The sequence below is a fragment of the Paraburkholderia sp. RL18-101-BIB-B genome, assembly GCF_046026985.1.
Taxonomy (GTDB): Bacteria; Pseudomonadota; Gammaproteobacteria; order Burkholderiales; family Burkholderiaceae; genus Paraburkholderia.
The window spans coordinates 40,579-66,441 of sequence record NZ_JARESV010000017.1 but is presented as its reverse complement, the minus strand read 5'-3'; the positions used below and the strand labels follow the sequence as shown (position 1 = coordinate 66,441).

At 61.5% G+C, this 25,863-nt stretch carries 29 protein-coding genes, 1 tRNA gene and 1 pseudogene; 23 read left to right on the top strand and 8 right to left on the bottom strand.

The features are described from left to right. Nucleotide 1: 1 nt before the first annotated feature. The 9 genes and pseudogenes from hisI to P0D73_RS23515 all read left to right on the top strand — a co-directional run bounded on the left by hisI (nt 2) and on the right by P0D73_RS23515 (nt 4,595). Complete coding sequence (hisI, locus tag P0D73_RS23555; protein ID WP_207915672.1) at nt 2-412, top strand: phosphoribosyl-AMP cyclohydrolase; 411 nt, start codon at nt 2-4, stop codon at nt 410-412. Then, nucleotides 409-804 carry a phosphoribosyl-ATP diphosphatase gene (locus P0D73_RS23550; RefSeq protein ID WP_132376750.1) on the top strand — a complete coding sequence of 132 codons (396 nt, stop codon included), beginning with the start codon at nt 409-411 and terminating at the stop codon, nt 802-804. Before hisI ends, P0D73_RS23550 begins: the two co-directional genes overlap by 4 nt. 92 nt (nt 805-896) lie before the next feature. Beyond that, entirely contained in the window at nt 897-1,292 is a 396-nt protein-coding gene (locus P0D73_RS23545; RefSeq protein ID WP_408179074.1) for a DUF4870 family protein, read from the top strand. 81 nt (nt 1,293-1,373) lie between these two features. After that, a complete protein-coding gene (locus tag P0D73_RS23540) occupies nt 1,374-1,739 on the top strand; it encodes a histidine triad nucleotide-binding protein (RefSeq protein ID WP_342960584.1) in 366 nt (121 codons plus the stop codon). 228 nt (nt 1,740-1,967) lie between these two features. Continuing rightward, nucleotides 1,968-2,207, top strand: a complete 240-nt coding sequence (gene tatA, locus P0D73_RS23535) for a Sec-independent protein translocase subunit TatA (RefSeq protein ID WP_132376752.1) — start codon at nt 1,968-1,970, stop codon at nt 2,205-2,207. 39 nt (nt 2,208-2,246) lie between these two features. After that, nucleotides 2,247-2,765 carry a Sec-independent protein translocase protein TatB gene (tatB, locus tag P0D73_RS23530; protein ID WP_408432996.1) on the top strand — a complete coding sequence of 173 codons (519 nt, stop codon included), beginning with the start codon at nt 2,247-2,249 and terminating at the stop codon, nt 2,763-2,765. Between the two features lie 34 nt (nt 2,766-2,799). After that, complete coding sequence (tatC, locus tag P0D73_RS23525; RefSeq protein WP_408286950.1) at nt 2,800-3,579, top strand: twin-arginine translocase subunit TatC; 780 nt, start codon at nt 2,800-2,802, stop codon at nt 3,577-3,579. 246 nt (nt 3,580-3,825) lie between these two features. After that, nucleotides 3,826-4,248: pseudogene (locus tag P0D73_RS23520) on the top strand (STM2901 family protein). Then, nucleotides 4,245-4,595: a DUF1493 family protein gene (locus P0D73_RS23515; RefSeq protein ID WP_408432994.1), complete on the top strand. Its 351-nt coding sequence runs from the start codon at nt 4,245-4,247 to the stop codon at nt 4,593-4,595. Before P0D73_RS23520 ends, P0D73_RS23515 begins: the two are co-directional and overlap by 4 nt. A 22-nt stretch (nt 4,596-4,617) precedes the next feature. On the opposite strand, the gene P0D73_RS23510 is transcribed toward P0D73_RS23515, so the two are convergent. Next, complete coding sequence (locus tag P0D73_RS23510) at nt 4,618-5,838, bottom strand: Do family serine endopeptidase (protein ID WP_408432992.1); 1,221 nt, start codon at nt 5,836-5,838, stop codon at nt 4,618-4,620. A 19-nt stretch (nt 5,839-5,857) separates the two neighbouring features. On the opposite strand from P0D73_RS23510, the gene P0D73_RS23505 reads away from it, so the two are divergent. The 8 genes from P0D73_RS23505 (at nt 5,858) to P0D73_RS23470 (ending at nt 12,510) form a co-directional block, all read left to right on the top strand. Continuing rightward, the gene (locus P0D73_RS23505) at nt 5,858-6,604 is read left to right on the top strand and encodes a Nif3-like dinuclear metal center hexameric protein (RefSeq protein ID WP_106284204.1); all 747 of its coding nucleotides are present in this window, start codon (nt 5,858-5,860) and stop codon (nt 6,602-6,604) included. 231 nt (nt 6,605-6,835) lie between these two features. Beyond that, a complete protein-coding gene (gene petA, locus P0D73_RS23500) occupies nt 6,836-7,456 on the top strand; it encodes a ubiquinol-cytochrome c reductase iron-sulfur subunit (RefSeq protein WP_012434493.1) in 621 nt (206 codons plus the stop codon). Next, entirely contained in the window at nt 7,456-8,835 is a 1,380-nt protein-coding gene (locus tag P0D73_RS23495) for a cytochrome b (protein ID WP_408432990.1), read from the top strand. The genes petA and P0D73_RS23495 overlap by 1 nt, the downstream gene beginning before the upstream one ends. 22 nt (nt 8,836-8,857) lie before the next feature. Further along, the gene (locus tag P0D73_RS23490) at nt 8,858-9,613 is read left to right on the top strand and encodes a cytochrome c1 (protein WP_408317076.1); all 756 of its coding nucleotides are present in this window, start codon (nt 8,858-8,860) and stop codon (nt 9,611-9,613) included. A 95-nt stretch (nt 9,614-9,708) separates the two neighbouring features. After that, nucleotides 9,709-10,320: a glutathione S-transferase N-terminal domain-containing protein gene (locus tag P0D73_RS23485; RefSeq protein ID WP_006052302.1), complete on the top strand. Its 612-nt coding sequence runs from the start codon at nt 9,709-9,711 to the stop codon at nt 10,318-10,320. Between the two features lie 70 nt (nt 10,321-10,390). After that, complete coding sequence (locus P0D73_RS23480; RefSeq protein WP_132376758.1) at nt 10,391-10,900, top strand: ClpXP protease specificity-enhancing factor; 510 nt, start codon at nt 10,391-10,393, stop codon at nt 10,898-10,900. 19 nt (nt 10,901-10,919) lie between these two features. Beyond that, a tRNA-Thr gene (locus tag P0D73_RS23475) sits at nt 10,920-10,995 on the top strand. A 393-nt stretch (nt 10,996-11,388) separates the two neighbouring features. Next, a complete protein-coding gene (locus P0D73_RS23470) occupies nt 11,389-12,510 on the top strand; it encodes a methyltransferase (RefSeq protein WP_408317078.1) in 1,122 nt (373 codons plus the stop codon). Nucleotides 12,511-12,558: 48 nt separating this feature from the next. Here P0D73_RS23470 and P0D73_RS23465 read toward each other — a convergent pair whose 3' ends face one another. Next, complete coding sequence (locus P0D73_RS23465; RefSeq protein ID WP_408432988.1) at nt 12,559-13,839, bottom strand: TIGR03862 family flavoprotein; 1,281 nt, start codon at nt 13,837-13,839, stop codon at nt 12,559-12,561. Nucleotides 13,840-14,221: 382 nt separating this feature from the next. On the opposite strand from P0D73_RS23465, the gene P0D73_RS23460 reads away from it, so the two are divergent. Further along, on the top strand, nt 14,222-14,431 hold the full coding sequence (locus tag P0D73_RS23460) for a DUF1059 domain-containing protein (RefSeq protein ID WP_132376761.1): 210 nt from the start codon (nt 14,222-14,224) through the stop codon (nt 14,429-14,431). A 90-nt stretch (nt 14,432-14,521) separates the two neighbouring features. On the opposite strand, the gene P0D73_RS23455 is transcribed toward P0D73_RS23460, so the two are convergent. Then, a complete protein-coding gene (locus P0D73_RS23455) occupies nt 14,522-14,842 on the bottom strand; it encodes a type II toxin-antitoxin system HicA family toxin (protein ID WP_012434486.1) in 321 nt (106 codons plus the stop codon). A gap of 383 nt (nt 14,843-15,225) precedes the next feature. On the opposite strand from P0D73_RS23455, the gene P0D73_RS23450 reads away from it, so the two are divergent. Beyond that, the gene (locus P0D73_RS23450) at nt 15,226-16,068 is read left to right on the top strand and encodes a class I SAM-dependent methyltransferase (RefSeq protein WP_132376762.1); all 843 of its coding nucleotides are present in this window, start codon (nt 15,226-15,228) and stop codon (nt 16,066-16,068) included. 43 nt (nt 16,069-16,111) lie between these two features. Here the strand turns inward: P0D73_RS23450 and P0D73_RS23445 are convergent, their stop codons facing one another. Both P0D73_RS23445 and P0D73_RS23440 read right to left on the bottom strand, forming a co-directional pair. Then, the gene (locus P0D73_RS23445) at nt 16,112-16,666 is read right to left on the bottom strand and encodes a DUF1415 domain-containing protein (protein WP_408432985.1); all 555 of its coding nucleotides are present in this window, start codon (nt 16,664-16,666) and stop codon (nt 16,112-16,114) included. Between the two features lie 91 nt (nt 16,667-16,757). Beyond that, nucleotides 16,758-17,408 (bottom strand): TetR/AcrR family transcriptional regulator, encoded by a 651-nt coding sequence (locus P0D73_RS23440; protein WP_408432983.1) that lies wholly within the window; start codon nt 17,406-17,408, stop codon nt 16,758-16,760. A gap of 155 nt (nt 17,409-17,563) precedes the next feature. Between P0D73_RS23440 and P0D73_RS23435 the strand changes: the two genes are divergently transcribed. Both P0D73_RS23435 and P0D73_RS23430 read left to right on the top strand, forming a co-directional pair. Beyond that, nucleotides 17,564-18,847 (top strand): MFS transporter, encoded by a 1,284-nt coding sequence (locus P0D73_RS23435; RefSeq protein WP_132376765.1) that lies wholly within the window; start codon nt 17,564-17,566, stop codon nt 18,845-18,847. Between the two features lie 177 nt (nt 18,848-19,024). Next, nucleotides 19,025-19,618, top strand: coding sequence for a nitroreductase family protein (locus P0D73_RS23430; protein ID WP_132376766.1), 594 nt, complete (start codon nt 19,025-19,027; stop codon nt 19,616-19,618). A gap of 54 nt (nt 19,619-19,672) precedes the next feature. Here the strand turns inward: P0D73_RS23430 and P0D73_RS23425 are convergent, their stop codons facing one another. Continuing rightward, a complete protein-coding gene (locus P0D73_RS23425; protein ID WP_408432981.1) occupies nt 19,673-21,148 on the bottom strand; it encodes an MFS transporter in 1,476 nt (491 codons plus the stop codon). A 188-nt stretch (nt 21,149-21,336) separates the two neighbouring features. On the opposite strand from P0D73_RS23425, the gene P0D73_RS23420 reads away from it, so the two are divergent. Beyond that, a complete protein-coding gene (locus tag P0D73_RS23420) occupies nt 21,337-22,587 on the top strand; it encodes an Hsp70 family protein (protein WP_408432979.1) in 1,251 nt (416 codons plus the stop codon). 111 nt (nt 22,588-22,698) lie between these two features. Here P0D73_RS23420 and P0D73_RS23415 read toward each other — a convergent pair whose 3' ends face one another. Beyond that, nucleotides 22,699-22,902, bottom strand: coding sequence for a cold-shock protein (locus tag P0D73_RS23415; protein ID WP_007180251.1), 204 nt, complete (start codon nt 22,900-22,902; stop codon nt 22,699-22,701). Nucleotides 22,903-23,383: 481 nt separating this feature from the next. On the opposite strand from P0D73_RS23415, the gene P0D73_RS23410 reads away from it, so the two are divergent. Continuing rightward, complete coding sequence (locus P0D73_RS23410) at nt 23,384-24,979, top strand: APC family permease (protein WP_408432977.1); 1,596 nt, start codon at nt 23,384-23,386, stop codon at nt 24,977-24,979. An 86-nt stretch (nt 24,980-25,065) separates the two neighbouring features. Here P0D73_RS23410 and P0D73_RS23405 read toward each other — a convergent pair whose 3' ends face one another. Next, nucleotides 25,066-25,851: a DODA-type extradiol aromatic ring-opening family dioxygenase gene (locus P0D73_RS23405; protein ID WP_408432975.1), complete on the bottom strand. Its 786-nt coding sequence runs from the start codon at nt 25,849-25,851 to the stop codon at nt 25,066-25,068. Nucleotides 25,852-25,863 lie beyond the last annotated feature (12 nt).

The window sequence follows — 25,863 nt, the reverse complement described above, 5'->3', positions numbered from 1 at the left end:
CGTGGTGAATCCCTCGGCAGTCAATTGGCTCGACAAGGTCAGGTGGGACGCGAACGGCCTCGTGCCGGTGATCGCGCAGGAGGCGTCGACGAACGACGTGCTGATGTTCGCGTGGATGAACCGCGAAGCCCTTGCCAAGACCATCGAAACCAACCGCGCAGTGTATTTCTCGCGCTCGCGTCAGCGTCTGTGGTTCAAGGGCGAAGAGTCCGGCCATGTGCAGCATGTGCACGAGGTGCGGCTCGATTGCGACGAAGACGTCGTGCTGCTGAAAGTGGAGCAGGTGTCGGGCATTGCCTGTCACACCGGCCGCCACTCGTGCTTTTTCCAGAAATTCGAAGGCGCGGTGGACGATGGCGACTGGGTCGCCGTCGATCCCGTGCTGAAAGACCCCGAACACATCTACAAATGACGCAATCCACGCAAACCACGTCGTCCGATCCCGCGACCACGAATGACACGCTGCTGCGCCTCGCGGCGATCATCGACAGCCGCAAGGGCGGCGATCCGGACGTGTCGTACGTGTCGCGCCTGTTCCACAAGGGCGACGACGCGGTGCTGAAGAAGATCGGCGAAGAAGCCACCGAGGTCGTGCTGGCCGCCAAGGATGCGCGCCACGGCGGCGCGCCGAAGGCGCTGGTCGGCGAAGTCGCGGACCTGTGGTTTCATTGCCTCGTGATGCTGTCGCACTTCGATCTGAGCCCGGCGGACGTGCTCGCCGAGCTGGAGCGCCGCGAAGGCATGTCGGGCATCGAGGAGAAGGCGCTACGCAAGAGCCGCGACCGCGAGCAGAACGGCGACTGATCGTCGTTGGGCCGCTCGCGTCTTGAAGTGGGGAGCACCGGCGCCCATATTGCACTGAACGCATCTGATCGCATCCTTGGGAGGACGCAAGCATGGAACAGTCGCACGAAAGCTATCCGCCGCCGGTCTATCGCAATGCTATCGAGCCAGAGCGCGAACGCAGCCTGCGCACGCTCACCCACGTTCTGTACGCGCTGTATGCGGTCCACTGGCTGACAGGCGGCCTGACGATCCTGATCGCGATCATCATCAACTACGTGAAGCGGCCCGACGTGGTGGGCACGCCGTACGAAGCCCATTTCGAGTGGCAGATCCGCTCCTTCTGGATGGCCTTGCTGGGTTATGCGATCGGCGGCGTGCTGCTGTTCGTGGTGATCGGCATTCCGGTCCTGTGGGCCGTGAGCATCTGGATGTTGTACCGTATTATCAAAGGCTGGCTGTATCTGTACGATAACAAGCCGCTCGCGAATCCGCGCGCCTGGTTCTGAGTTTCGTCCGACGGTTGCCGGGCCTGACATGAATCGCGCCGCGTACGCTTCGCGCTTCAGCCATACTGTGTCAGGAATACGATGAGCCACGACCCGAACTGCCTTTTCTGCAAAATCGCCGCCGGCGCGATCCCGTCGACCAAAGTCCACGAAGACGACGAATTCGTCGCCTTTCGCGACATTCGTCCGGCCGCCGAGACGCATGTGCTGGTCATTCCGCGCAAGCACATCGCCACGCTGTCGAATTGCACCGAAGGCGATGCGCCGCTGCTTGGTAGAATGCTAGTTTTGGCGGCACGTCTGGCCGATCAGCTGGGCGTGGCGTACACCGGCGGCGAAACGGGTTTTCGCACGGTAATCAATACCGGGCCGGGCGGCGGGCAAGAGGTGTATCACCTGCACGCACACATTCTCGCGGGGCCGCGCCCCTGGCAGCGCATGGGCTGACGCGGCTGCGCGGCGAGTTTTGGTCACGCACAATACCGCGGCCGTTGTTTTTGCCGCATTGTAACGACGCCGACGCGATCGTCTGGTCACAATGACATACCGTGTCGCGGGTTGAGTCGGAAGGGCTCGCGGTAATGTTCAGATGAAGCGTACGCGCTTCGATTCATGCCGCAAGGCGTACGAGGTTCACCGCATTACGGTGCGGTGTCGGGTTTAAGGAGAGTAGTCATGGGTTCGTTGAGTATTTGGCATTGGTTGATCGTGTTGTTGATCGTGGCGCTCGTGTTCGGCACGAAGAAGCTGCGCAATATCGGAACCGATCTGGGTGGCGCGGTGAAGGGCTTCAAGGAAGGCATGAAGGAAGCCGAAACGCCAGGCGGCGAAGCGCAGCAGCGCGAACTGCCGCGCAACGGCGCCGTGGATGTGGAAGCGAAGGAAAAGACGCCGCGTTCGGGCGATTACCGCTAAGCCGCGGCTTAACCGCGTTACTGACGGACATTCCACTTCATGCTGGACCTCGGTCTAACCAAGATGGCGCTGATCGGCGTCGTCGCGCTGGTCGTACTCGGGCCTGAGCGCCTGCCACGCGTCGCCCGCACAGCCGGCGCGCTGTTCGGCCGCGCGCAGCGGTATATCAACGACGTGAAGGCCGAAGTCACGCGCGAAATCGAACTCGACGAACTGCGTCGCATGAAAAGCGAGTTCGAAGCCGCCGCGACCAATGTCGAAACCTCCGTTAAGGATAATCTGCGCAAGCACGAGACCGAACTGAACGACGCGTGGAACAGCGGCACGTCGGTGTCGCCGAGCATTGCCGGTGGCGCGCTTGAAGACGTCGGCAATACATCGTGGCCGAGCAGCACGCCGGCGGCGGCGCCCAAACGCAAGAACTGGCGTGTCAAGCAGACGGCCATGCCCACCTGGTACAAGCGCGCGACCACGCGCCGCACGCGCGTGCAGTCGGGTGCGGCGCGCGTGGCGCGGCATACGCCGGCCAGCATGCGTCGCCCGACGCGGTTTTTCTGATGATCAGAACGACAATCTCCAACCGAGGGCCGGTGTGAGCGACCCCCAGCATACCCAGGACGAAGGCACTGAAGAGACCTTCATTTCCCACCTCGTTGAATTGCGCGACCGTATCATTCGCGCCGGCCTTGCCGTCGTCGTGGTGTTCGTCGGGCTCGTGTACTGGGCGCCGGATATCTTCCGGTTGCTGGCGCGGCCCTTGATGCAGAACCTGCCGAAGGACGGCAAGATGATCGTCACCGACGTCACCGGCTCGTTCTTCGTGCCGATGAAGGTGACCATGCTGGTGGCCTTCGTGATCGCGCTGCCGATCGTGCTGTATCAGATCTGGGCATTCGTCGCGCCGGGTCTTTATCAGCACGAGAAGAAACTGGTCGGCCCGCTGGTGGGTAGCAGCTACACGCTGTTCCTGTGCGGCATGGCGTTCGCGTATTTCGTGGTGTTCCCAACTATCTTCCGCGTGATGGCGCACTACAACGCGCCACTCGGCGCGGAGATGACCACGGACATCGACAATTACCTGAGCTTCGTGTTGACCATGTTCATTGCATTCGGCGTGACGTTCGAAGTGCCGATCGTCGTGGTGCTGTTGGTGCGCATGAACGTGGTGACGCTCAAGAAGCTCAAGGAGATTCGTCCCTATGTGATCGTCGGCGCCTTTGTTATCTCGGCCGTGGTCACGCCGCCGGACGTGTTCTCGCAATTGATTCTGGCGATTCCGCTGATCGTGTTGTACGAGGCAGGGATCATCGCGGCGCGGTTGATTGTTGGCAAGCAGCCGGTGGTGGTTGAGGATGCGAGCGCTTCGGAGTGAGCGGCGCGGGGTTTTCCTGCGGTTCCGCATGAGTTAACAAAAAGGGCAGCACATCACGGGCTGCCCTTTTTGTTTTCGCTCATGTTGCGGTAGGTTTGGATGCTTGCTCTTGTGGACATTCAAACGTCGAACAAAAAGCACACGTTCTTAGAATGCGAGTTGAAAAGTCTTAAGGCGTCTAATTGTTTATCGCCTTATCGAGCGATATTATTTTGCCTGGCCATTAGACGGGCGTTCGTATGTCAAATCAATAAATACGGAATACATGACGGGCTAAGTCGAGAAGAGATCTTCTCTCTTATCACAATTGACGAGACATGCAAGCAACTCGGTGTGGACGATTTCGCTGGTGTTGCGAGCGTCTTGCTGGGACAGCGATTCATTCCGACGCGTGGCAAGTTCTCGGGTGCGGTCAAGGGAACCTCAATCGCATCGGTTGTGTCCCGCCGTGTGTTGCCATACGAACTCAAGTAGAGGCTGCTGCCGACAGTCACATCGTTCAAAAGTCTTATTTTGCTGAGAATCAAATTTACCCGTAGTGTTGGCGCGTTCGTTGGACGCGCTATTCCGGGTGTTGGCGGGGTCCTCCTCGCTTCCGATGCGTCTACAATCATTTACCGTTCGGTTACTTCATATAGCGGGCTCGTAAAAGCAGAGGACCGTCTATGACCGCAGATATCTGGAACGACTTGGAAGCGTTCGTTACAGAAGATGCCGGCAAACCGATTGTCGGCCGACTCCAACTCACGAGAGAAACGGACCTCTATCACGATCTGGACATGAATCCCGATTGCATCTCCGAATTCATGAAAAGATGGGCCGCCCAGTTTCACGTCGAGCTAAACGGGTTTGATCTCCATCACTACTACGCCGCTGCGAAATTGAATATCGGCTCGTTTCTCGCTACGGTGGCCAAGTCGCCATTCAGCGCTAATGCGCGCGAAACCCTCGGCGGTAGATCGCTTACGCTCGGCATGCTTGAAGATGCTATGAAAACGGCGCAGTGGGAAGCCTAGCGGTCTTCCACGCAGCTAAACCTCAACCCCCCTCATCATCTTGCTGATCACCACCGCCGTTGTCCTCGGCCGGTTGCTTCGGCGGAGGCGGGCGTTTGCCGATCGTGACTTCCAGATCCATCTCGCGGCTCTTGCGCACGAGATGCACCTTCGCGGCCGTGCCCGGCTTGATCTGCGCGATCACATTCAGGAGACGCGTGGTGTCGGTGATTTCCTGGCCGTTCACGCTCATGAGAATGTCGCCCGGCTTGATGCCCGCGCGGTCCGCGGGACCGTTCTTCAGCACGCCCGCGACAATCGCGCCCGACTTCTGATCCAGCCCAAACGATTCGGCGATTTCCGGCGTGACATCCTGCGGTTCGACGCCGATCCAGCCGCGCGTGACCGAACCCGTGGTGATGATGCTCTCGAGCACGCTGCGCGCCGTCGAGACGGGAATCGCGAAGCCGATGCCGAGCGAGCCGCCCGAGCGCGAATAGATCGCGGTGTTGATGCCGAGCAGATTGCCGTTCACGTCGACGAGCGCGCCACCCGAATTGCCCGGGTTGATGGCCGCGTCGGTCTGAATGAAGTTTTCGAACGTGTTGATGCCGAGGTGATTGCGCCCGAGCGCGCTGACGATGCCCATGGTCACCGTCTGGCCGACGCCGAACGGATTGCCGATCGCCAGCACCACGTCGCCCACGCGCGTCTGATCCATGCGGCCGAGCGTGATGGTGGGCAGATTGGTCATGTTGACCTTGAGCACGGCCAGATCCGTTTCCGGATCGACGCCGATCACCTTCGCATTCGTGGTGCGGCCGTCGGCCAGCGCGATTTCGATCTGATCGGCGCCGTCCACGACGTGCTGGTTCGTTAGAATGTAACCTTCCGAACTCACTATCACGCCGGAGCCCAGATTGGACGCGGGCTGTTCCTGCTGCTTGCGGTTCTTGTCGCCGAAGAAGTAGCGGAACAGCGGATCTTTTGCGCGCGGGTCGGGTGGCAGTGAGCCATCCTTGCTGGAGAACACATTGACGACCGCGGGCATGGCCTTTTGCGCGGCGTCCGCGTACGACGCCTGAGCTGGGCCGCTGCCGATGCCTGGCGCTACTTCCCGCAGGGCGACGATCGGTTCGGCGAGTTGCTTGCCGAATTGCCCTTGACGCTGGAGCCACTGCGGTTTGAGGGTCGCAATGATGAACATGAGCGCCAACAGCACGGTCACCGCTTGGGCAAAGAACAGCCAAAAGCGTCTAAGCATCTGAAGACTAGAGGTTTATATGGATCGGATCGAACTTGAATTGTACTTGAACAATCTCCTTGAAACCGCGCGCTTCAAGGACTATTGCCCCAATGGACTGCAGGTCGAAGGGCGTCGCAAGATCAATAAGCTCGCGACCGGCGTGACCGCTTCGGCGGCCTTCCTGGAGGCCGCGCTCGATTGGGGTGCGGACGCCGTGCTAGTCCATCACGGCTACTTCTGGCGCAACGAAGCGCCGCAGATCACCGGCCGCAAACACGCGCGGCTGAAGCTGCTGATCGCCAACGACCTGAACCTGTTCGCCTATCACCTGCCGCTCGACGACCACCCCGAATTCGGCAATAACGCGCAGATCGGCCAGAAGATGGGCTGGATCAGCGACGCGCGCTTCGGCGAGAACGATCTCGGCTGGCTTGCCACGTTTCCGATGCCGATCACGCTCGCGCACTTCACCGCGCAAGTCGAACAGACGCTCGGCCGCACGCCGCTCGTGTTCGGCGACGCGGACCGCGAACTGCGCCGCGTAGGCTGGTGCACGGGCGCCGCGCAAGGCATGTTCGACGCGGCCATCAACGCTGGCGCGGACGTTTATCTGACCGGCGAAGTGTCGGAGTCGGTGATGCACACATCGGCGGAAAGCGGTGTGGCTTTTCTCGCGGCGGGCCACCATGCCACCGAGCGCTTCGGCGTGCAGGCGGTGGGCAAGCATCTGTCCGAGCAGTTCGATATCGAGCACCTCTTTATCGATATCCCTAATCCCGTTTGAATCGCAAGAATCAGGTAAAACGCATTAGCGTAGAAAAAGGCACGAATAACGGAGGGGGCACTTAAAAGGAGATGCAAAAAGGTTTGCGATTCGTACGGAGAAACCCTGATTTATCAAAGGCTTCGCACGGTTTTTGGCAATCGGCCCTTGTAAATGGCGACTCCATTCGCGCAAACTAGCGGCGGTAGAAGAGACGTGAAGGAAAAATCCAACTCAGAAGTGGGGCGTGTGATGCGAGACAAGGAAGATGAACGCGTCGACGGCAGCCGCCGTACCTGGCTGATAGCGACGACCGTAGCAGGTGGCATAGGAGGCGTTGCCACTGTCGTACCCTTTGTTAGTTCGTTTGCACCATCTGAAAAGGCCAAGGCAGCAGGTGCCCCGGTCGAAGTCGATATCAGTGATCTCAAGCCCGGCGACATGAAGACCGTTGCCTGGCGCGGTAAGCCGGTGTGGATCATCAACCGCACCGACCGGATGCTCGCCGATGTCCAGAAAGCCGATAACGAAGTAGCGGATCCCCACACCAAGAATCCTTTTTCGATGCCGTTGCCGGAGTACTGCAACAACGAGTTCCGTTCACGCACTGACCACAAGAACCTTTTCGTCGCCGTCGCCGTGTGCACCCATCTGGGCTGCACGCCGACGCCGCGCTTCCAGGAGGGCGCGCAGCCCAATCTTCCAGACGACTGGCCAGGCGGCTTCCTGTGCCCTTGCCATGGCTCGACCTATGACATGGCCGGCCGCGTCTTCAAGAACAAACCTGCGCCGCAGAACCTCGACATCCCGCCTTACATGTTCACCTCGGCCACCGGCCTCGTGATCGGCAAGGACGAGAAAGGAGAAGCGTAATGGCGATCGAACACGAAGTAGAGACGACCGGGCTGGTCGGCTGGATCGACCGGCGCTTTCCGATGACTTCCACCTGGAAGAAGCACGTTTCCGAGTACTACGCGCCGAAGAACTTCAACTTCTGGTACTTCTTCGGTTCGCTTGCGCTCCTGGTGCTGGTCAACCAGATCGTCACCGGCATCTTCCTCACCATGAACTACAAGCCCGACGCGACGCTTGCGTTCTCGTCGGTCGAGTACATCATGCGCGAGGTGCCGTGGGGCTGGCTGATCCGCTATATGCACTCCACGGGCGCGTCGATGTTTTTCGTCGTCGTGTATCTGCATATGTTCCGCGGGCTGATGTACGGCTCGTACCGCAAGCCGCGCGAACTGGTGTGGATCTTCGGCTGCGCGATTTTCCTGTGCCTGATGGCCGAGGCCTTTTTCGGCTATCTGCTGCCGTGGGGGCAAATGTCGTTCTGGGGCGCGCAGGTGATCGTGAACCTGTTCTCGGCGGTTCCGTTCATCGGGCCGGATCTGTCGCTGTGGATCCGCGGCGACTATGTGGTCTCCGACGTCACGCTGAACCGTTTCTTCGCGTTTCACGTGATCGCGATTCCGCTGGTGCTGATCGGTCTGGTGGTCGCCCACCTGGTCGCGCTGCACGAAGTGGGATCGAACAACCCGGACGGCATCGAAATCAAGGCGAAGAAGGGCCCGGACGGCATTCCGCTCGACGGCATCCCGTTCCACCCGTACTACTCGGTGCACGATTTCATGGGCGTGACGGTGTTCCTGCTGATCTTCGCGGCGATCATCTTCTTCGCGCCGGAGATGGGCGGCTACTTCCTCGAAGCGAACAACTTCGTGCCGGCCAACCCGCTGCAGACGCCGCCTGAAATCGCGCCGGTGTGGTACTTCACCGCCTTCTACGCGATGCTGCGCGCTACTACGGATCCGTTCAAGATCGTGCTAATGGTCGTGATCGGGCTGCTCGGCCTGCTCGCGTTGGTGCGCGCGCGCGGCAAGTGGAAGCTCGGCCTGCCGGCGCTCGCGGTGCTGGTGATTCTGGCCATGGCGTTCACGGAGTCGAAGTTCTGGGGCGTGGTGGTGATGGGCAGCGCGGTGGTGTCGCTGTTCTTCCTGCCGTGGCTCGACCGCTCGCCGGTCAAGTCGATCCGTTACCGGCCGTTTTTTCACAAGGTGTTCTACGGCATCTTCGTGGCCGCGTTCCTGACGTTGGCTTTCCTCGGCACTAAACCGCCGTCGCCGGCTGCCACGTTGATCGCCCAGATCTGCGCGCTGGTCTACTTCGCGTTTTTCCTCGGTATGCCGTTCTGGACGCGGCTTGGCACGTTCAAGCAGCCGCCCGAACGGGTGCGGTTCAAGCCTCACTAATCGCGAGCCAGGAGAACACGAAATGAAAAAACTGCTTACGAAGTGCGCGCTGATCGGCGCGACACTGCTCGCGGTGCTGGCTGCCCCGGCTTACGCGGACGAGAATTTCCCTCTCGACCGCGCGCCGGATAACGCGGAGAATTTCGCTTCTTTGCAGCACGGCGCGCAATTGTTTGTAAACTACTGCCTGAATTGCCACAGCGCGAACCTGATGCGCTACAACCGCCTGACCGACATCGGCATTACGCCGAACGAAATTCAGGCGAACCTGCTCTTCACCACGGATAAAGTCGGCAACACCATGACCGTGGCGATGCGTCCGGCCGACGCGCAAGCGTGGTTCGGCGCGAGTCCGCCGGATTTGTCGGTGGAAGCGCGAGCGCGCGGCAAGGATTGGCTGTACACGTATTTGCGCAGCTTTTACCGCGACAATACGCGGCCGACCGGCTGGAACAATCTGGTGTATGAAAACGTGAGCATGCCTCACGTGCTGTGGCAGCTTCAGGGGCAACGTACCGCGAAGTTCGGTGACGAAACCGACGAAAAAACTGGCGAGACGGTACACAAATTTGTCGGCTTCCAGCAGGTCACTCCGGGGACGATGTCGCCGGTAGATTATGATTCTGCTGTGGCCGACCTTGTGTCGTACCTGTCATGGATGTCCGAACCGACCCAGAAAACCCGCAAACAGCTTGGCGTGTGGGTGCTGTTGTTCCTCGGTATCCTGAGCTTTTTCGCCTGGCGATTGAACGCCGCGTACTGGAAACATATCAAATAATCACGCCGTCACCCGGCGTGGGGCCGGCGCCAGGAAAAACCTGTTGAACGGTTTTTCCGCGCGCTGGCCTTTCAGCTTTTTGAGGAAACGTAAACATGATGGTTCTGTATTCCGGCACAACTTGCCCGTTCTCCCAGCGCTGCCGGCTGGTGTTGTTCGAAAAGGGCATGGACTTCGAGATCCGCGACGTCGACCTGTTTAACAAGCCGGAAGACATCGCCGTGATGAATCCGTATGGTCAAGTGCCGATTCTCGTCGAACGGGACCTGATTCTGTACGAATCGAACATCATCAACGAGTATATCGACGAGCGCTTCCCGCACCCGCAGCTGATGCCGGCCGATCCGGTGCAGCGCGCGCGCGCGCGCCTGTTCCTGCTGAACTTCGAGAAGGAACTGTTCGTTCACGTCGGCACGCTCGAAAACGAAAAGGGCAAGGCCGCCGAGAAGAATCACGAGAAGGCCCGTCTCGCGATTCGCGATCGTCTGACGCAACTCGCACCGATCTTCCTGAAGAACAAGTACATGCTCGGCGAAGAGTTCTCGATGCTCGACGTCGCGATCGCGCCGTTGCTGTGGCGTCTGGATCATTACGGCATCGAACTGTCGAAGAACGCCGCACCGCTGATGAAGTATGCCGAGCGCATTTTCAGCCGCCCGGCTTATATCGAAGCGCTGACGCCTTCGGAAAAGGTGATGCGTCGTTGAGTTTGGCTTTGGGGCGAGGGCGCCGCGCGGCGGAGTGAGCGCGGGCCCGCGCCCGGTAAGAGGACTGTTGATGCAAGAGATTTCCACCAAGCCTTACCTGCTGCGCGCGCTCTACGAGTGGTGCACGGATAACGGCTATACGCCGCACATCGCGGTCCGGGTCGACAATCAGACGCGCGTGCCGCGTCAGTTTGTGCGCGACAACGAAATCGTGTTGAACATCAGCTTCGAGGCGACCAGCCAGTTGCAGATGGGCAACGAGTGGATCGAGTTCAGCGCGCGTTTCTCCGGCAAGTCGCACAAGATCGAGGTGCCGATCGCCAATATTCTCGCGATTTACGCGCGCGAAAACGGGCAGGGCATGGCGTTCCCGGTCGAGTCGACGGGCGGTGAAGCGCAGGATTCGGGCGCCGACGCGGAAGTGGCGGACGAGACCGAGGCGCCCGCGCCACGCGTGGTCGAAACGGCGCCGGCAACGGATGCCGCCACCGCCAAAGCGGATAGCGAGACGGACGGTCCGCAGCCTGACGACGATGGATCGAAAGGCGGCGGAAGGGCTCGCCTCAAGATCGTAAAATGAAGTAGAATCACGGCCTCATGCCGGCTTAGCTCATCAGGTAGAGCGCTTGACTTGTAATCATGAGGTGGCGGGTTCGAGTCCTGCAGCCGGCACCAGTTGTACTAAACGGGGTTTCTGTTCAGTCAGAAACCCCGTTTTTATTTGTCCGCGCTTATCGATAGACGCGACGTATCCGAGCCGCTGCACGGCCATTCAGCCTGCAGAAGGAACCGGCTTCGTGAAGCATCGGTGAGCTGCGAAACGGTCCAAAATCACCATATCTCTTTCACCTTGTCGATCGTAGACTTTTTAGTCTACGAGTTGCCAGTCGAGGCCTGCAGATAGCGCGCCTCACCCGTCCTCGCCGACGAATAGCGCACCGCGAACCCGGACGACAGAGGTACTATGCGGGCGTCAGTCGGCAACGCTATCCAGTACTCCGGCGGGCAACGCCCCCGATGACGCGGCTTATCAGCGCGTCGCTCCCGCAACACCGACCCCACCTCACCATGACCAGCCCTGCAACCATCACCTGGCCCGAAGCCGACGGCCCCCGCTCCGCGCGTTGGCGCTCCGAAGCGGCTGTGCCGCCGCCCAAGCGCGTCATCGTCGCGGACGACCGCACCACCGCCGATTCCGCGTACCGACTCGCATGTGAAGGCACGGCGCTACTGTGGAACGGCGACTTCCAGAACGCTCGCCAACTGCTGCAAGCGGTCACGCGCCGGCTCGAGCGCAAGCCTCGCAAACACGGCGAAACGCCGATCGACGCGTTCAATCTGCATCGGCAGGCGCAGTCGCAACGCGCGCGCACGCTCGGCATGATCCTGATTCCGCTCGACGCCGCGTACGGTATTCCGCTGCGCCGCGCGCCGGAGGTCCAACAGGCTTGCATCGAGACGTACGGACCGTCCACCGACGAGCCGTCCGTCGTGTCGCTGCGCGAACTGCTTGGCATGATCGGCGCGCATGAATGGCGCAAGAAGGGAGTCGAGATTCCCGCGCTGGGTGACCGGATACATCCGCACTACGGTGTGTTCTCACCGGTGCGCGGCGAGTATGTGGATCTCGTTGCGCGCACGCCGCTGACTTCGCTGAACAAGGCGTTCGATATTGGCACCGGTACGGGCGTGTTGTCCGCGCTGCTCGCCAAACGCGGCGTGAAGAAAATCATCGCTACCGATCAGGATCCCCGCGCGCTCGCTTGTGCGCGTGAGAACCTGACGCGTCTCGGCTATGACCAGCAGGTCGAGCTCGTGCAGGCCGATCTGTTTCCGGAAGGCCGCGCGCCGCTCGTCGTATGCAACCCGCCATGGGTGCCGGCGAGACCCGCTTCGCCGATCGAGTATGCGATCTACGATCCGGAAAGCCGCATGCTGCTCGGTTTCCTGAACGGCCTCGCGGAGCATCTGTCGCCGGGCGGCGAGGGCTGGCTGATCATGTCGGATTTCGCCGAGCATCTCGGTTTGCGCTCGCGCGACTGGCTGCTGGCCGCCATCGACAAGGCGGGGTTGACCGTGGTGGGACGCGAGGACATTCGTCCGCGACACCCCAAGTCGACCGATGAAACCGATGCACTGCACACGGCGCGCATGGCCGAAGTGACGTCGCTGTGGCGTCTGAAGGCGTGATAAGCGGTGAAGCGCGCTGCTCTCTCTTCCAAAAGCGAGGGCAACACGTCACGCCGCCGCGTCGCTCCCCTTGAGTTTGCCGACATACGCCGCCGCGCCGCGTCCTGCCGCGAGGCCGCTGGCAAAGCAGGCGGTGAGCAGGTAACCGCCCGTCGGCGCTTCCCAATCGAGCATCTCCCCCGCGCAGAAGGCGCCGGGCAGGCGCTCAATCATCAAGTGCTCATCAAGCGCCTCGAAGGGAATGCCGCCGGCGGTGCTGATCGCTTCCGCGATCGGCCGGGCGCGCGTGAGGCGCACGGGCAGCGCCTTGATGGCGTGCGCGAGGCCGTCGGCGTCGGCGAAGGCTTCTTTCGACAAAATCTCGTGCAACAAAGCCAGTTTTACCCCGCCAATTCCGATTCTGCCGTGCATATGGCTGGACATCGAGCGTGAGCCGCGCGGTCGCGTGACTTCGGCGACGACCCGCTCCAAAGGCAAGCCTGGCGCCAGATCCAGCGTGACCGTGACATCGCCGTCGGCCAGAATCCGCTCCCGGATTACTGCCGACAAGGCGTAAATCAGACTCCCTTCCAAGCCCGTTTCGGTCAGAAGTATTTCACCTTGTCGATTGTGGACTTTATTGTCTACGTCGGTGAGCGCAATGGCCACCGGCTTGACCGGTTGACCCGCGAAACGCTCGCGCAGATAGGGGCTCCAGTCCGCGTCGAAGCCGCAGTTTGCGGACAGCAACGGCGTTACGGGCACGTCGCGCGAGGCCATCAGCGAGACCCAGGCGGCGTCCGATCCGAGCCGCGGCCAGCTTGCGCCGCCAAGCGCGAACACGACGGCGTCGAAGGTCACGGTTTGTTCGCCGTCGGGTGTCGCGAAGTGGAGCCTATGCGCCGCGGCATCGTCCGCTTCGGTGTCCCAGCCAATCCACTTATGGCGCATGTGAAACCGCACGCCCGCCTCGCGCAGTCGATGCAGCCACGCACGCAGCATCGGCGCGGCTTTCATGTCGGTCGGAAAAACGCGTCCCGAACTGCCGACGAACGTCTCCACACCCAAGCTGTGCACCCACGCGCGCAGGGCGTCGGGATCGAAAGCTCGCACGAGCGGCGCGATCTGCTCGCGGCGCGCGCCGTAGCGGCCGAGGAACGGCTCGAGCGGCTCCGAATGCGTGATGTTCATACCGCCCTTGCCCGCCATCAGAAATTTGCGGCCGACCGATGGCATGGCGTCATAGACGTCGACCTGCACGCCTTGCTGGACGAGCGCCTCGGCGGCCATCAAGCCGGCGGGGCCGCCGCCGATCACGGCGACGCGGGCGGAATCGAATGAGGATGACATGCGGGCCTGCGGATGAGCGGAAGAGGCGGCGCGCCCTCGGTTCGGATGATCCGCCGGCGCGAAGGGCGCTATTTTCACACTGCGAGCAGTGCAGGGCAAACGCGCGGGCGGGTCGGCAGGCCGAAAATGGCTGAGTTCAGGCGGTCCTGCGTAAGCCTGGTTTGCGTCGACGGCTTTGTTATCGACCGGCGCGACCTATACTTTTCAGACACCTTCCATCGGATGCCGTGCGCGTCTTCCTCGCGTCATACCAACTCGCCGTCTTCCCCGCCACCCGACGCTATCCGAGCTATCGGAGCCGCCGTGTCACGGCCGGTGATGTGGTCCGCGCGTCTGCTGCCTGCGTGGATGTCTGAACGTCATCTTGATCAAGGAGACTGCCATGTCCCGCAAATACATCGATTGCCGTGAGTTTCCGAGCGAAATGAACTGCACCGTCGCCTTGTCTGCCGACAGCGAGAGCGAATTGCTCGACGCCGCCGTGCAGCATGCGGTTGCTGTGCACAAACATACGGATTCGCCGGAATTGCGCTCCCAACTCAAGGCGCTCTTTCACGACGGCACGCCACCGGTCGAAGCGACGCGCGGGTGAGCTGCCGTCATTTGGGGAGCTACAGAACGAGCGACCCGCGCAAGCGGCGTCTGGCCGCCCGCGCGGGTCGCAGCATCGTTGAACTATGTGTTAGCCGGGGTACGCCTCGTCCACCTTTAGCCCGGCGAGCTTGAAAATGACTCGCAGCGTCTGCGGTTTGATATCGCGCCGCGATGCGAGCGTAGTCATGACGAAGTCGAGCACTTTGGCGTACTTGAGCATGGTCAGGCAGGTTTCCATGTCCACGCTGCCGTCGCGCATGACTTCGGCCAGCCGCAGCATCTCCGTGGAGATGTCGCGGGCCATTTCCAGTTCGAGTTGCTGCTTCTCGGACCACGCTGGGGTGGCGATGAGTTTCGCCAGCATTTCCTGAAATTTCTGTTCGACGTTTCCGTTGGGTACCGTATCCATTGCCGCCTCTTCTATTTTCCGAGCGCGCGTCCGCTTGACGTCTCGGCGCGCTGCTGGTTACGTAACGTTCGGCCCGTGTTCCGGGACCGTCCTCCCCACATTCATTCGGTTCGCGTGGTGAAAGCCACGGCCGCAGCCCGTTGTTATAGGCGGCACGGCCGGCACCATCGGGCCCGGCCGTCACGCAAGCTGCTTTTGCGCCTTTCTGGAACCTTCCGCGTGACACTTTTTACGCAGGAAGTGTTCCAGTTGATGCCCTTTATCACATGCTTCGCGCGGCTCCTTCGGTCAGCAAGCCGCACTTTGGGTAAACTGGCAGCAACTTTTCCCTTTTTCCGTCACCTGTCGCACGTTCACGTTGCAATTCTTGGCGGTTTCCCCCGATGTCCAGCAAAACGCACGAAATCCGTCCGAACCAGTCCGTCGAGTTGTTGAAGGAGCTTCACATCCTCACGCGCGACGGCAAGATGAATCAGGACAGCCGCCGCAAGCTGAAACAGGTCTATCACCTGTTCCAGTTCATCGAGCCGCTGCTCAAAGACCTCAAGGACAAGCAAGGCGCCGTTACCCTCGTCGATCACGGCGCGGGCAAGTCGTATCTAGGTTTTATCCTGTATGACCTTTTCTTCAAGGAGTTTCAGGAAGATGCGGGTGTTGCGTCACATATATACGGCATTGAGACGCGCGAGGAGCTCGTCGCGAAGTCGGAAGAGCTGGCTGGAAGGCTGGGTTTCACGGGCATGTCGTTTCTGAATCTGTCAGTGGCGGACTCGATCACGTCGGACCGCTTGCCGGCCCAGATCGACATCGTCACGGCGCTGCACGCCTGCAATACCGCGACCGACGACGCGCTGCGCTTCGCGCTCGAAAAGAAGGCGAAGTACATCGTGGTCGTGCCGTGCTGTCAGGCCGAGGTGGCGGGGGTGTTGCGGCAGAACAAGGGCAAATCGCTCGGCAACGCCTTGACGGAGATCTGGCGGCATCCGTTGCACACGCGGGAGTTCGGGAGCCAGATCACGAACGTGCTGCGGTGTTTGCAGCTCGAAGCGCACGGGTATCAGGTCAGCGTGACCGAACTGGTGGGCTGGGAGCATTCCATGAAGAATGAACTGATCATCGCCCAATACAAGGATCTGCCGAGACGCCGGCCGACCGAGCGCTTGAACGAGGTGATGGAAACGCTTGGGATCGAGGAACTGAAGGAACGGTTCTTTGTTTCGGCCTGATCGGACGGCGTGGGCGGTGGCTCGTTGCGAGCCGCTGCGTGAACTAGGGCTTCATCAACGCGGCCCAGCCGGCCAGGCCGATTCGCCGGAGCGTTTCCTGATTCCGCTCGTAAATCTCTTCCGCATCGGGAAAAGCCTGAACCGCGCGTTCAATGCTGTCTTCGCGCAGCAGATGCAAGATCGGATAGGGCGCGCGATTCGTGTAGTTCTCGATATCGTCGGGCTCGCTGCCTTCGAACTGGTAAAAGGGATGGAAGCTCGCGATCTGAACGATGCCTTCGAGCCGAAGCTGCTTGAGCATGCGTTCGGCGAAAAACAGGCAGTCGTTGTAGTCGAGAAAATCGCTGAGCGCCTGCGGCACGATCAACAGCGTCGTATCCACGGCATCCGGGTTGGCGGCGACCAGCGTCTGAAGCTCGGTTTCCAGATCGGCCAGCACGCCTTCCATGTCCACCGCATCGCTGACGGCATAGCGAATCTGCCCCTTTACGTGGACTGCCTTCGCGAACGGACACAAGTTGAGCCCGATCACGGCCTCGGTCAGCCAGTGACGAGTAGCGGCAACAACGGCATCGTGGGATTCGGCGGACAACGGCATGGCGGGCGGCGCGGGAGATAAAGCGCCATTTTAACGGGGCGGATGGGCATCGATTCGCGCCTCGCGCAAACAGAACCGCAAAGCAGACAATTCAGTCAGTCGACGACGCCGACGCCGCGCCGCACGCCGCGGCGATCAACTGCGCGGCGACCTTCGGCGCGGCCAGAATGGGCCCGCAACCGGGGCCGTACGTCTGGCTGGCCGCATACACGCCTTCGATCATCAAACCGAGCGCATTGGCGAGCGCGACCGGATCATCGGCGCCCGCCGCCGTCGTCAGTTCCGTGAGTCGCGCCATCAGGCGCGCTTTGTTGTGAAACACGAACTGCCGCGCCGGATGCGCCGTGTCCGGAAACTCCACCGACACGTTCACGAAGGGACAGCCGCGATAGTCGTCGATCGACGCGCGCACCGCGAGGTCGTCGAAATATTGCTGAAGCTGCCGGGCCGGCTCGCCCGGATGTTTGGCGAAGCTCCTCTCCACGTAGCCGAAGAACTGCTCGTCCTTGCGGTCCAGATAAGCCATGACCAACTCGTCCTTCGACGAAAACTGCCGGTACAAGCTCATCTTGTTCACGCCGGCGCGCTCGACCACTGCGTCCACCCCGACGGCTCGCACACCCTCGCGATAGAACAGCTCGTCCGCGGCACGGAGCAAGTGCTGTTGCGCCTGCGGCCCGGCGGTCTGCGCGCCGCGCGTGCGACGGGCCGCGGCCGGTTTGAGGGATTCACTGTCGGACATGGAAGACCACCTGAACTCAATTAACGCCTTGACATGTTACCGACCAGTAACTAAGATCGCAACACCTATTGTGACTGATCTGTCACAAATCCTTTACCGAACGCGTAACAATACAAGCGGCGACGCCTGCGGGGCAGGTGTCGATTGGAGAACCGATGAACTGGGCAGCAAAACTGATTGGCGGACGTTTCCACTACGGCTGGTTGACCGTTGCGGTGGTGTTTCTGGTACTGCTGGCGGCAGCCGGCACGCGCGCCACGCCGAGCGTGATGATGGTGCCGCTCGAGCATCAATTCGGCTGGAGCCGCGCAACGATCTCGTTGGCGATCTCCGTGAACATCGCGCTGTACGGTCTGATGGGACCGTTCGCGGCGGCGGCAATGCAACGTTTCGGTGTGCGCCCCACGTTGTTGGCCGCGCTCGGCACGATGGCGGCCGGTGTGGGCCTCTCGTCGCTGATGACGCACCCGTGGCAGATGATATTGATCTGGGGCGTGATGGTCGGCGGCTCGACGGGTGTCGCGGCGCTGTCGTTGTCGGCGACGGTGGTCACGCGCTGGTTCACCACGCACCGCGGCCTCGTCATGGGCATTCTCACGGCAAGCTCGGCAACCGGCCAACTGGTGTTCCTGCCGATGCTCGCGGCCATCGCCGAGCACTACGGCTGGCGGCAAGTGGTGTGGGTCGTCGCCATTGCGGCCGCGATCGTGATTCCGCTGGTTGCGTTTCTGTTGCCGGAACGCCCGGCCGACATGAAGCTGCGTCCTTATGGCGAGCCACACGATTCGCCCATCAACAGCACGGTCACCAAACAGAACCCGCTGGCAATCGCCTTCGGCACACTCGCCATGGCGAGCAAGACCCGCGACTTCTGGCTGCTGTTTTTCAGCTTCTTTATCTGCGGCGCGAGCACCAACGGCTACGTCGGCACCCATCTGATCGCGATGTGCGGCGACTACGGCATGACGGAAGTGCAGGGCGCCTCGCTGCTCGCCGCAATGGGCATCTTCGATCTGTTCGGCACGACTCTTTCGGGCTGGCTGTCGGACCGCTTCAATAGCCGCGTGCTGCTGTTCTGGTACTACGGTCTGCGCGGGTTGTCGCTGATGTTTCTGCCGCACGCGTTCGGCATCGACTTCTTCGGTCTGCCGCTGTTCGCCGTGTTCTACGGCCTTGACTGGATCGCAACCGTGCCGCCGACCGTGCGTCTGGCCACCGACGTCTACGGCAAGGAATCAGCGCCGGTAGTGTTCGGCTGGGTCGTCGCCGGCCATCAACTCGGCGCGGCGTTCGCGGCGCTCGGCGCGGGCATGCTGCGCGCGAGCCTCGGCACCTATACGGTAGCGTCGATGATTTCCGGCGGCTTGTGCCTCGTGGCTGCGGTGATCGTGTTGCGGATCAACCGGCCCGCCAAGGTGCCGGAACCGCAGGCGGCATAAAACCGCCGCGGCGATCCGAGCATCGCGAGAACCACGGCCCCGCAAGGGGCCGTTTCGCTATCGCAGCCGGCACTAAACAAACTGCTCGCTTGTTGGCGCACGCGCGCTGAAGCCCGGTTATGCTATGTGACCCCGGGCAGTTGCCCGTCGATCATGAATTTCGACTGAGAGAAGCGCATGACCCATAAACCCGCCCCTACCGCAATTGCCATTCACGAGCTGATTGCAGGCCGCTGGAGCCCGCGCGCGTATTCGAGCGAGCCGGTGAGCCGCGAGCATCTGCAAGCCGTGCTCGAAGCGGCACGCTGGGCGCCGTCTTCGTACAACGCGCAGCCGTGGCGTTTTCTCGTATTCGACCGCAGCGTCGATGAAGTCTCGTTCAAGCAGGCTTTTGCCACGCTGGTGCCGTTCAACCAGGGCTGGAATGCGCCGGCGCCGGTGCTGATCGCGGTGACCACACACACGCTCACCAACAAGGGCGACGTGAATCGCTGCGCGCCGTACGATGCGGGCGCCGCGGCGATGGCGCTGGTATTGCAGGCGCATGCGCTCGGACTTGCCGCGCACCAGATGAGCGGCTTCGATCCGAACGCGTTCCGCACGGCATTCAAGCTGCCGAGCGACGTCGACGTGATCGCGATGATTTCGCTCGGCCACTACGGCGACGTCGACAAGCTGGATCCGGTGTTGCGCGAGCGCGAGAAGTCGGTGCGTCAGCGTCTGCCGCTGGCGGAAATCGCCTATGCTGGCGGCTGGAAGAAGGCGTTCTGAGCGGCCTGCGATTTGTGAATTGAAGTAGAACGCGCGGCGACAACCGCGCGTTTTTTATTCCACATCCTCCGCGACGCTCGACAGCGGCGTAGCCACACTCTCCAGCGACTTGCGCTCCGCGTCCACGCCCCAGATCGCCGCGATCACCGCCGCCGCGAGCATCAGCCCCGAGCCGACGAGATAGCCCGAAAACACTTCGCTGCGCTGATGCGTGTCGATCAGCCGGCCGAAGAACGCCGGCCCGGCGATGCCGCCGAGCGCCGTGCCCAACGCGTAGAAAACCGCAATGGCCAGCGCGCGAATTTCCAGCGGAAACGATTCGCTGACGGTCAGATAAGCCGAGCTCGCAGCTGCCGACGCGAAGAAGAAAATCACCATCCACGCGATCGTCTGCGTCACGACGGTGAGCATCTGCTGCTCGAAGAGGTAACCGCTGAGCGTCAGCAGAATACCGGAGCTCGCGTAAGTCGCCGCGATCATCTTGCGCCGCCCGATGACATCGAAGAGCCTGCCGAGCAGCAGCGGTCCTAGGAAATTGCCGAGCGCGAAGGGCAGCAGATACCAGCCGATGTGGTCGCCCGGCACGTGGTAGAAATCGGTGAGCACCAGCGCGTAGGTGAAAAAGATCGCGTTGTAGAAGAACGCCTGCGCGGTCATCAGCGACAGGCCGACCAGCGCGCGCCGTCGATGCACGTTGAAGAGCGTATGGAATACCTCGCGCAGCGGCGTATGTCCACGAGCACGCAGCCGCAGGCGCAGGAGGCCTTCGTCGGAGATCGTGTGACCTTCGTGGCGAAAGCGCGTTTCGATGCCTTCGACGATCGCGCGCGCGTCGCGCTCGTCGCCGTGCGTGAGCAGCCAGCGCGGGCTTTCGGGCAGCCAGATGCGCATCGGCAGAATCCCCAGCGCGAGCACCGCGCCGATGAAGAAACAGGCACGCCAGCCCCAATCGGCCGGCAACAGATGCGGATCGAGCAGCACTAGCGAGCCGGCCGCGCCGAGCCCCGCGCCGACCCAGAACGTGCCGTTGATGCCGAGATCGGTCCAGCCGCGCAGGCGCGCCGGCGTGAATTCCTGGATCGTCGAATTGATCGCCGTGTATTCACCGCCGATCCCGGCGCCGGTCAGGAAGCGAAACAGCAGAAAGCTGGCCAGATTCCACGACAGCGCGGTTGCCGCAGTCGCTGCCAGATACAGCGCGAGCGTGATGAAAAACAGCTTGCGGCGGCCCAGCCGGTCGGTCAGCCAGCCGAATCCCAGCGCGCCGAGCACCGCGCCGGCGATGTAGGCGCTACCGGCCAGGCCGACGTCGGCGTTGGAAAAGTGCAACGATGGGCTAGACTTCAACGCACTCGCAACCGCGCCCGCCAGCGTGACTTCCAGACCGTCGAGCAGCCACGTCACGCCAAGCGCCACCACGAGCAGCGAGTGAAACCGGCCCCACGGCAGACGGTCGAGCCGCGAGGGCAGATCGGTTTCGACGACCGTGGCGTTTTTTTCGTGAACAGCGGCAGTAGGCGGCGCGCTCATTGCTTGAAGTCTCCTCAATTCCGAAAATTGGCGGCGTATCCTGTCAAAATGAGCAATATTCGTTCCGTTGAGTTGGGTTCTTCCATTATCTGGAGCGTGCCCAAGCGTCAGTTGATGCTGATTGGGCTTTCGTGTTACAAAGCCGCTCCCCTTTCTGTCCGCGCCAGCCGTGAGCGGCGATTCCTGCCATGAACTATTGCGCGATTGACTTCGGTACTTCCAACTCGGCTGTGGCCGTTCCTGTCGGCGGCGCGCTCAAGCTCGCGCCGGTCGAGGGCGCCTACACGACGCTGCCCACGTCGGTCTTTTTCAACACCGACGAAAACACCCGCGAATTCGGGCGGGCGGCGCTAGCAGCCTACATCGACGGCTTCGACGGCCGCCTGATGCGCTCGATGAAGAGCATTCTCGGCTCGCCGCTCGCCGAGAACTCCACCGACCTCGGCGACGGTTCCGCGATCAAGTACACGGATGTGATCGCGATTTTCGTCGAGCACCTCAAGCGCTCGGCCGAAAAAAGCGCGGGCGGCGCGATTCATCGCGCCGTGCTGGGCCGGCCCGTGTTTTTCGTCGACGACGATCCGCGCGCCGATCAGATGGCGCAACAACAGCTCGAAGCCGCTGCGCGCTCGGTCGGCCTGCGGGAAATTCACTTTCAGTATGAGCCGATCGCGGCCGCGTTCGACTACGAATCGCATCTGACGGAAGAAGGGCTCGTGCTGGTGGCCGACATCGGCGGCGGTACCTCGGACTTTTCGCTGGTACGGGTCGGGCCGGAACGGATGAAGCGCGTCGAGCGCAAGGACGACGTGCTGGCGCACCACGGCGTGCACGTCGCCGGTACGGATTTCGACCGGCGCGTGGAACTGGTGACGATCCTGCGCGAACTGGGCTATCAGACGCTGGACCCGGAAGGCCGCGAAATCCCGAACCGGATCTATTTCGATCTGGCGACCTGGCATTTGATCAACACCGTCTACGCCCCGAAGCGCGTCAGTGAACTCGCGCTGATGCGGCACCTGTTCACCGAGGTCAAACACCATGACCGCCTGATGCGCGTCGTGGACCGCCGGCTGGGCCATGCGCTGGCAGCGCACGCGGAAGAGGCGAAGATCGGCGTGGCGGCGGGCGGAGAGACCGTGATCGACCTCGATGAAGTGGAAGACGACCTGCGCCTCGCGTTCGACGAGGTGCAACTCATCAAGGCCGGCCACGACGAAACGGTCCGCATCGTGCAGGCGGCGCGCGACACGGTGCAGGCGGCCGGCGTCGCGACACGCGACGTCAACGCGATTTACTTTACGGGTGGTTCGACCGGATTGGCGTTTTTATCGGGCGCATTGGCGGCGGCATTTCCGGATGCCAAAGCAGTATTCGGCGACCGACTTGCGAGTGTCGCGACTGGACTCGGTATTCACGCGCGGCGTCTATTCGGATAACCGAAATCACCAATCGCATACTGCGAAGATAATCACCATTCGCAATAGCGATGGATATAAAAAAACCCCGCCGAGGCGGGGTTTTTTTGCGTCCAGAAGGAAGCGTGTTGCTTACACCGGCTTGATGTTAGCAGCTTGCTTGCCCTTCGGGCCCGTCTTCACTTCAAACGTAACCTTTTGGTTTTCTTGCAGCGTCTTGAAGCCTTCCGTGCGGATTTCCGAGAAATGCGCGAACAGATCTTCGCCGCCGCCGTCCGGCGTGATGAAGCCAAAGCCCTTTGCGTCATTGAACCACTTGACGGTACCGGTTTCCATATTACTTGTTCCTAAAGATGGTAAATAAGGCCGAAGCCCAGAGGGTGCATGAAAATCAAGGAAGGGGGTAATGGGACCAACCGGAGTACCGTTGATGGGCGAACTACGAAAGACCAATTCACTCGCCGCTTGAAATCCTGCCCGAACGTTATACGGCGATTTCGAGAGAAGGTCAACAGTCTCCCCACAACTTTACAAACTTTCGTCAGCTTGGCGTAAAAGTTGCTTACAAAGCTTGCTATTCGTCTGAATTTTTTGCTAGGGAGAACCCTTGGTTTCGCTGCAGAGGCTGGGTGCAACCGTTAAACTACGCGCCTCGCGTCGGTTGCACCTGTCTGGAATGGGCCGTCGCGTACGAATGCGCGTCACCCGTCTGCAACGCCCCAAGGCGATGTCACGCGGTGCCGTCATGGTTCTGCAGCAAACTTGCATGGGGCGGAGGAGTGCCGAGGCGCTCACTCCGGCCGACACAGGAGAAGACGTGAAAAGTTCTATACAACGGAACATTGGGCCGTTCGCGCTGATGCTGACGGGCTTGGGTTCGATCATCGGGTCCGGCTGGCTGTTCGGCGCGTGGAAGGCCGCAAAAATTGCCGGTCCCGCCGCCATTTGTGCATGGGTGATCGGCGCGGTCGTGATTCTCGCGATCGCATTGACCTACGCGGAACTCGGCGCGATGTTCCCGGAGTCCGGCGGCATGGTGCGTTACGCGCGCTATTCGCACGGTGCGCTGGTTGGTTTCATTAGTGCATGGGCCAACTGGATCGCGATTGTCTCGGTGATTCCCATCGAGGCTGAAGCGTCCATTCAATATATGAGTACGTGGCCCTATCCTTGGGCACATGCGCTATTCGTGGATGGCTCATTAACTACGAATGGGTTATTGCTATCCGCTGCGCTCGTGATCATTTACTTCATGCTGAACTACTGGGGCGTGAAACTGTTCGCGCGCGCCAACTCGGCGATTACGATTTTCAAGTTCCTGATTCCCGGCGCGACGATCCTCGGCTTGATGCTGACCGGCTTCCACAAGGAAAACTTCGGCGAAGCGAGCACCTTCGCACCGTACGGCTGGTCAGCGGTGCTGACGGCCGTGTCGACGAGCGGCATCGTGTTCGCGTTCAACGGTTTCCAGAGCCCGATCAATCTCGCGGGTGAAGCGCGCAATCCGGCCAAGAGCGTGCCGTTCGCGGTGATCGGCTCGATCCTTCTCGCGCTGGTGATCTACGTGCTGTTGCAGGTCGCGTATATCGGCGCGGTGAACCCGGGCGACGTGATGAAGGGCTGGAGCCACTTCAACTTCGCTTCGCCGTTCGCGGAACTCGCGATCGCGTTGAACCTGAACTGGCTGGCAATTCTGCTGTACGTCGACGCATTCGTCAGCCCGAGCGGCACCGGCACGACCTATATGGCGACCACGAGCCGCATGATCTACGCGATGGAACGCAACAACACCATGCCGAAGATGTTCGGCAACGTGCACCCGTTCTACGGCGTGCCGCGTCAGGCGATGTGGTTCAACCTGCTGGTGTCGTTCATTTTCCTGTTCTTCTTCCGCGGCTGGAGTTCGCTCGCGGCGGTGATCTCGGTCGCAACGGTGATTTCGTATCTGACCGGCCCAATCAGCCTGATGGCCCTGCGCCGCGCGGCGACGGACCTCGAGCGTCCGCTGCATATCCCGGGCATGAAGATCATTGCGCCGTTCGCGTTCGTCTGCGCGTCGCTGATCCTGTACTGGGCGAAGTGGCCGCTGACCGGCGAAATCATTCTGCTGATGGTCGTCGCGTTGCCGGTGTACTTCTACTTCCAGGCGAAGTCGGGCTTTGCCGGCTGGGGACGTGATCTGAAGGCGGCGTGGTGGCTGGTCGCCTATCTGCCGGTGATGGCGATTCTGTCGCTGATCGGCAGCAAGCAGTTCGGCGGTCACGACCTCATCCCTTACGGCTGGGATATGGTGGTGGTGATCGCGTTTTCGCTGGTGTTCTACTACTGGGGTGTGACGAGCGGTTATCGCTCGGAATATCTGGACGAGCGCACAGAGCACGACGAAGTGCTCGAAGGCATGGGCGCGCATTAAGGTGCTGCGCTGAAGTCTGTAAAAAACCCCCGCCTGAGTTGCTCAGGCGGGGGTTTTTCTTTTCTGCCGCGCTTATTGACTCTGCGTCAGGCGGTGCCGAACACGTAGTTCGTCATGGCCAGCGAGCGCTGGTAGGTCCCAAGCGACTGGATGGCCAGCGAGTAATCGTCGTCCGCCGCGCCCAACGCGGCGAAGACCGGCAGCAGATGCTCGTCGGTGGGATGCATCAGCACGGCATGCGGCGCCTGGCGGCGGTAGTCGAGCAGCGCGTCGATATCGTGCGCGGCGAGCTTTTCCTCGAACCAGTCGGTGAATTCGGCGACGCGCGGATCGGCGTCTTCGGGGCGCGCGGAAAAGTCGGCGGCGCGCAGGTTGTGCGTGATCTGGCCGGAGCCGATCACCATCACGCCGTCGTCTTTCAACGACCGCAGCGCCCGGCCGACGCGGAAGTGATGCGCCGCGTCCATGTGCGGCTGGATCGACAACTGGGCGACGGGTACGTCCGCATCCGGAAACATGAGCAGCATCGGCACCCATGCGCCGTGGTCGAGTCCGTGCGGCTGCGCGCCCGTGAGGATGCCGTTTTCGCCAAGCAGCACCGCCGCGCGGCGCGCCACATCGGGCGCGCCAGGAGCCGGATACTGAATTTCGTACAGCTGACGCGGAAAGCCGTAGAAATCGTGGATCGTCTCCGGCGCCGTGGACGTGCTCGCCACCGGTTGCGACGTGCCCCAATGGGCCGACAGCATCAGCACGGCTTGCGGACGCGGCAATTGGGCGCTCAGCGCGCCGAATTCGGCGGACGGCAGCGACGGGTCGATCGGCAGCGTGGGCGCGCCGTGGGACAGGAAAAGCGAAGGTAAGCGGTTCATGGCGGCAGCGCA

Coding starts and splice junctions, on each gene's coding strand:
- P0D73_RS23490 (WP_408317076.1), top strand. CDS start 8,858: ATGAAAAAACTGCTTACGAAGTGCGCGCTGATCGGCGCGACACTGCTC.
- P0D73_RS23480 (WP_132376758.1), top strand. CDS start 10,391: ATGCAAGAGATTTCCACCAAGCCTTACCTGCTGCGCGCGCTCTACGAG.
- P0D73_RS23485 (WP_006052302.1), top strand. CDS start 9,709: ATGATGGTTCTGTATTCCGGCACAACTTGCCCGTTCTCCCAGCGCTGC.
- P0D73_RS23465 (WP_408432988.1), bottom strand. CDS start 13,839: ATGTCATCCTCATTCGATTCCGCCCGCGTCGCCGTGATCGGCGGCGGC.
- P0D73_RS23420 (WP_408432979.1), top strand. CDS start 21,337: ATGAACTATTGCGCGATTGACTTCGGTACTTCCAACTCGGCTGTGGCC.
- P0D73_RS23455 (WP_012434486.1), bottom strand. CDS start 14,842: ATGGATACGGTACCCAACGGAAACGTCGAACAGAAATTTCAGGAAATG.
- P0D73_RS23440 (WP_408432983.1), bottom strand. CDS start 17,408: ATGTCCGACAGTGAATCCCTCAAACCGGCCGCGGCCCGTCGCACGCGC.
- P0D73_RS23445 (WP_408432985.1), bottom strand. CDS start 16,666: ATGCCGTTGTCCGCCGAATCCCACGATGCCGTTGTTGCCGCTACTCGT.
- petA (WP_012434493.1), top strand. CDS start 6,836: ATGCGAGACAAGGAAGATGAACGCGTCGACGGCAGCCGCCGTACCTGG.
- tatA (WP_132376752.1), top strand. CDS start 1,968: ATGGGTTCGTTGAGTATTTGGCATTGGTTGATCGTGTTGTTGATCGTG.
- P0D73_RS23450 (WP_132376762.1), top strand. CDS start 15,226: ATGTCCAGCAAAACGCACGAAATCCGTCCGAACCAGTCCGTCGAGTTG.
- P0D73_RS23430 (WP_132376766.1), top strand. CDS start 19,025: ATGACCCATAAACCCGCCCCTACCGCAATTGCCATTCACGAGCTGATT.
- P0D73_RS23425 (WP_408432981.1), bottom strand. CDS start 21,148: ATGAGCGCGCCGCCTACTGCCGCTGTTCACGAAAAAAACGCCACGGTC.
- tatB (WP_408432996.1), top strand. CDS start 2,247: ATGCTGGACCTCGGTCTAACCAAGATGGCGCTGATCGGCGTCGTCGCG.
- P0D73_RS23510 (WP_408432992.1), bottom strand. CDS start 5,838: ATGCTTAGACGCTTTTGGCTGTTCTTTGCCCAAGCGGTGACCGTGCTG.
- P0D73_RS23460 (WP_132376761.1), top strand. CDS start 14,222: ATGTCCCGCAAATACATCGATTGCCGTGAGTTTCCGAGCGAAATGAAC.
- P0D73_RS23435 (WP_132376765.1), top strand. CDS start 17,564: ATGAACTGGGCAGCAAAACTGATTGGCGGACGTTTCCACTACGGCTGG.
- P0D73_RS23505 (WP_106284204.1), top strand. CDS start 5,858: ATGGATCGGATCGAACTTGAATTGTACTTGAACAATCTCCTTGAAACC.
- P0D73_RS23405 (WP_408432975.1), bottom strand. CDS start 25,851: ATGAACCGCTTACCTTCGCTTTTCCTGTCCCACGGCGCGCCCACGCTG.
- P0D73_RS23495 (WP_408432990.1), top strand. CDS start 7,456: ATGGCGATCGAACACGAAGTAGAGACGACCGGGCTGGTCGGCTGGATC.
- P0D73_RS23470 (WP_408317078.1), top strand. CDS start 11,389: ATGACCAGCCCTGCAACCATCACCTGGCCCGAAGCCGACGGCCCCCGC.
- P0D73_RS23415 (WP_007180251.1), bottom strand. CDS start 22,902: ATGGAAACCGGTACCGTCAAGTGGTTCAATGACGCAAAGGGCTTTGGC.
- P0D73_RS23550 (WP_132376750.1), top strand. CDS start 409: ATGACGCAATCCACGCAAACCACGTCGTCCGATCCCGCGACCACGAAT.
- P0D73_RS23515 (WP_408432994.1), top strand. CDS start 4,245: ATGACCGCAGATATCTGGAACGACTTGGAAGCGTTCGTTACAGAAGAT.
- P0D73_RS23540 (WP_342960584.1), top strand. CDS start 1,374: ATGAGCCACGACCCGAACTGCCTTTTCTGCAAAATCGCCGCCGGCGCG.
- P0D73_RS23545 (WP_408179074.1), top strand. CDS start 897: ATGGAACAGTCGCACGAAAGCTATCCGCCGCCGGTCTATCGCAATGCT.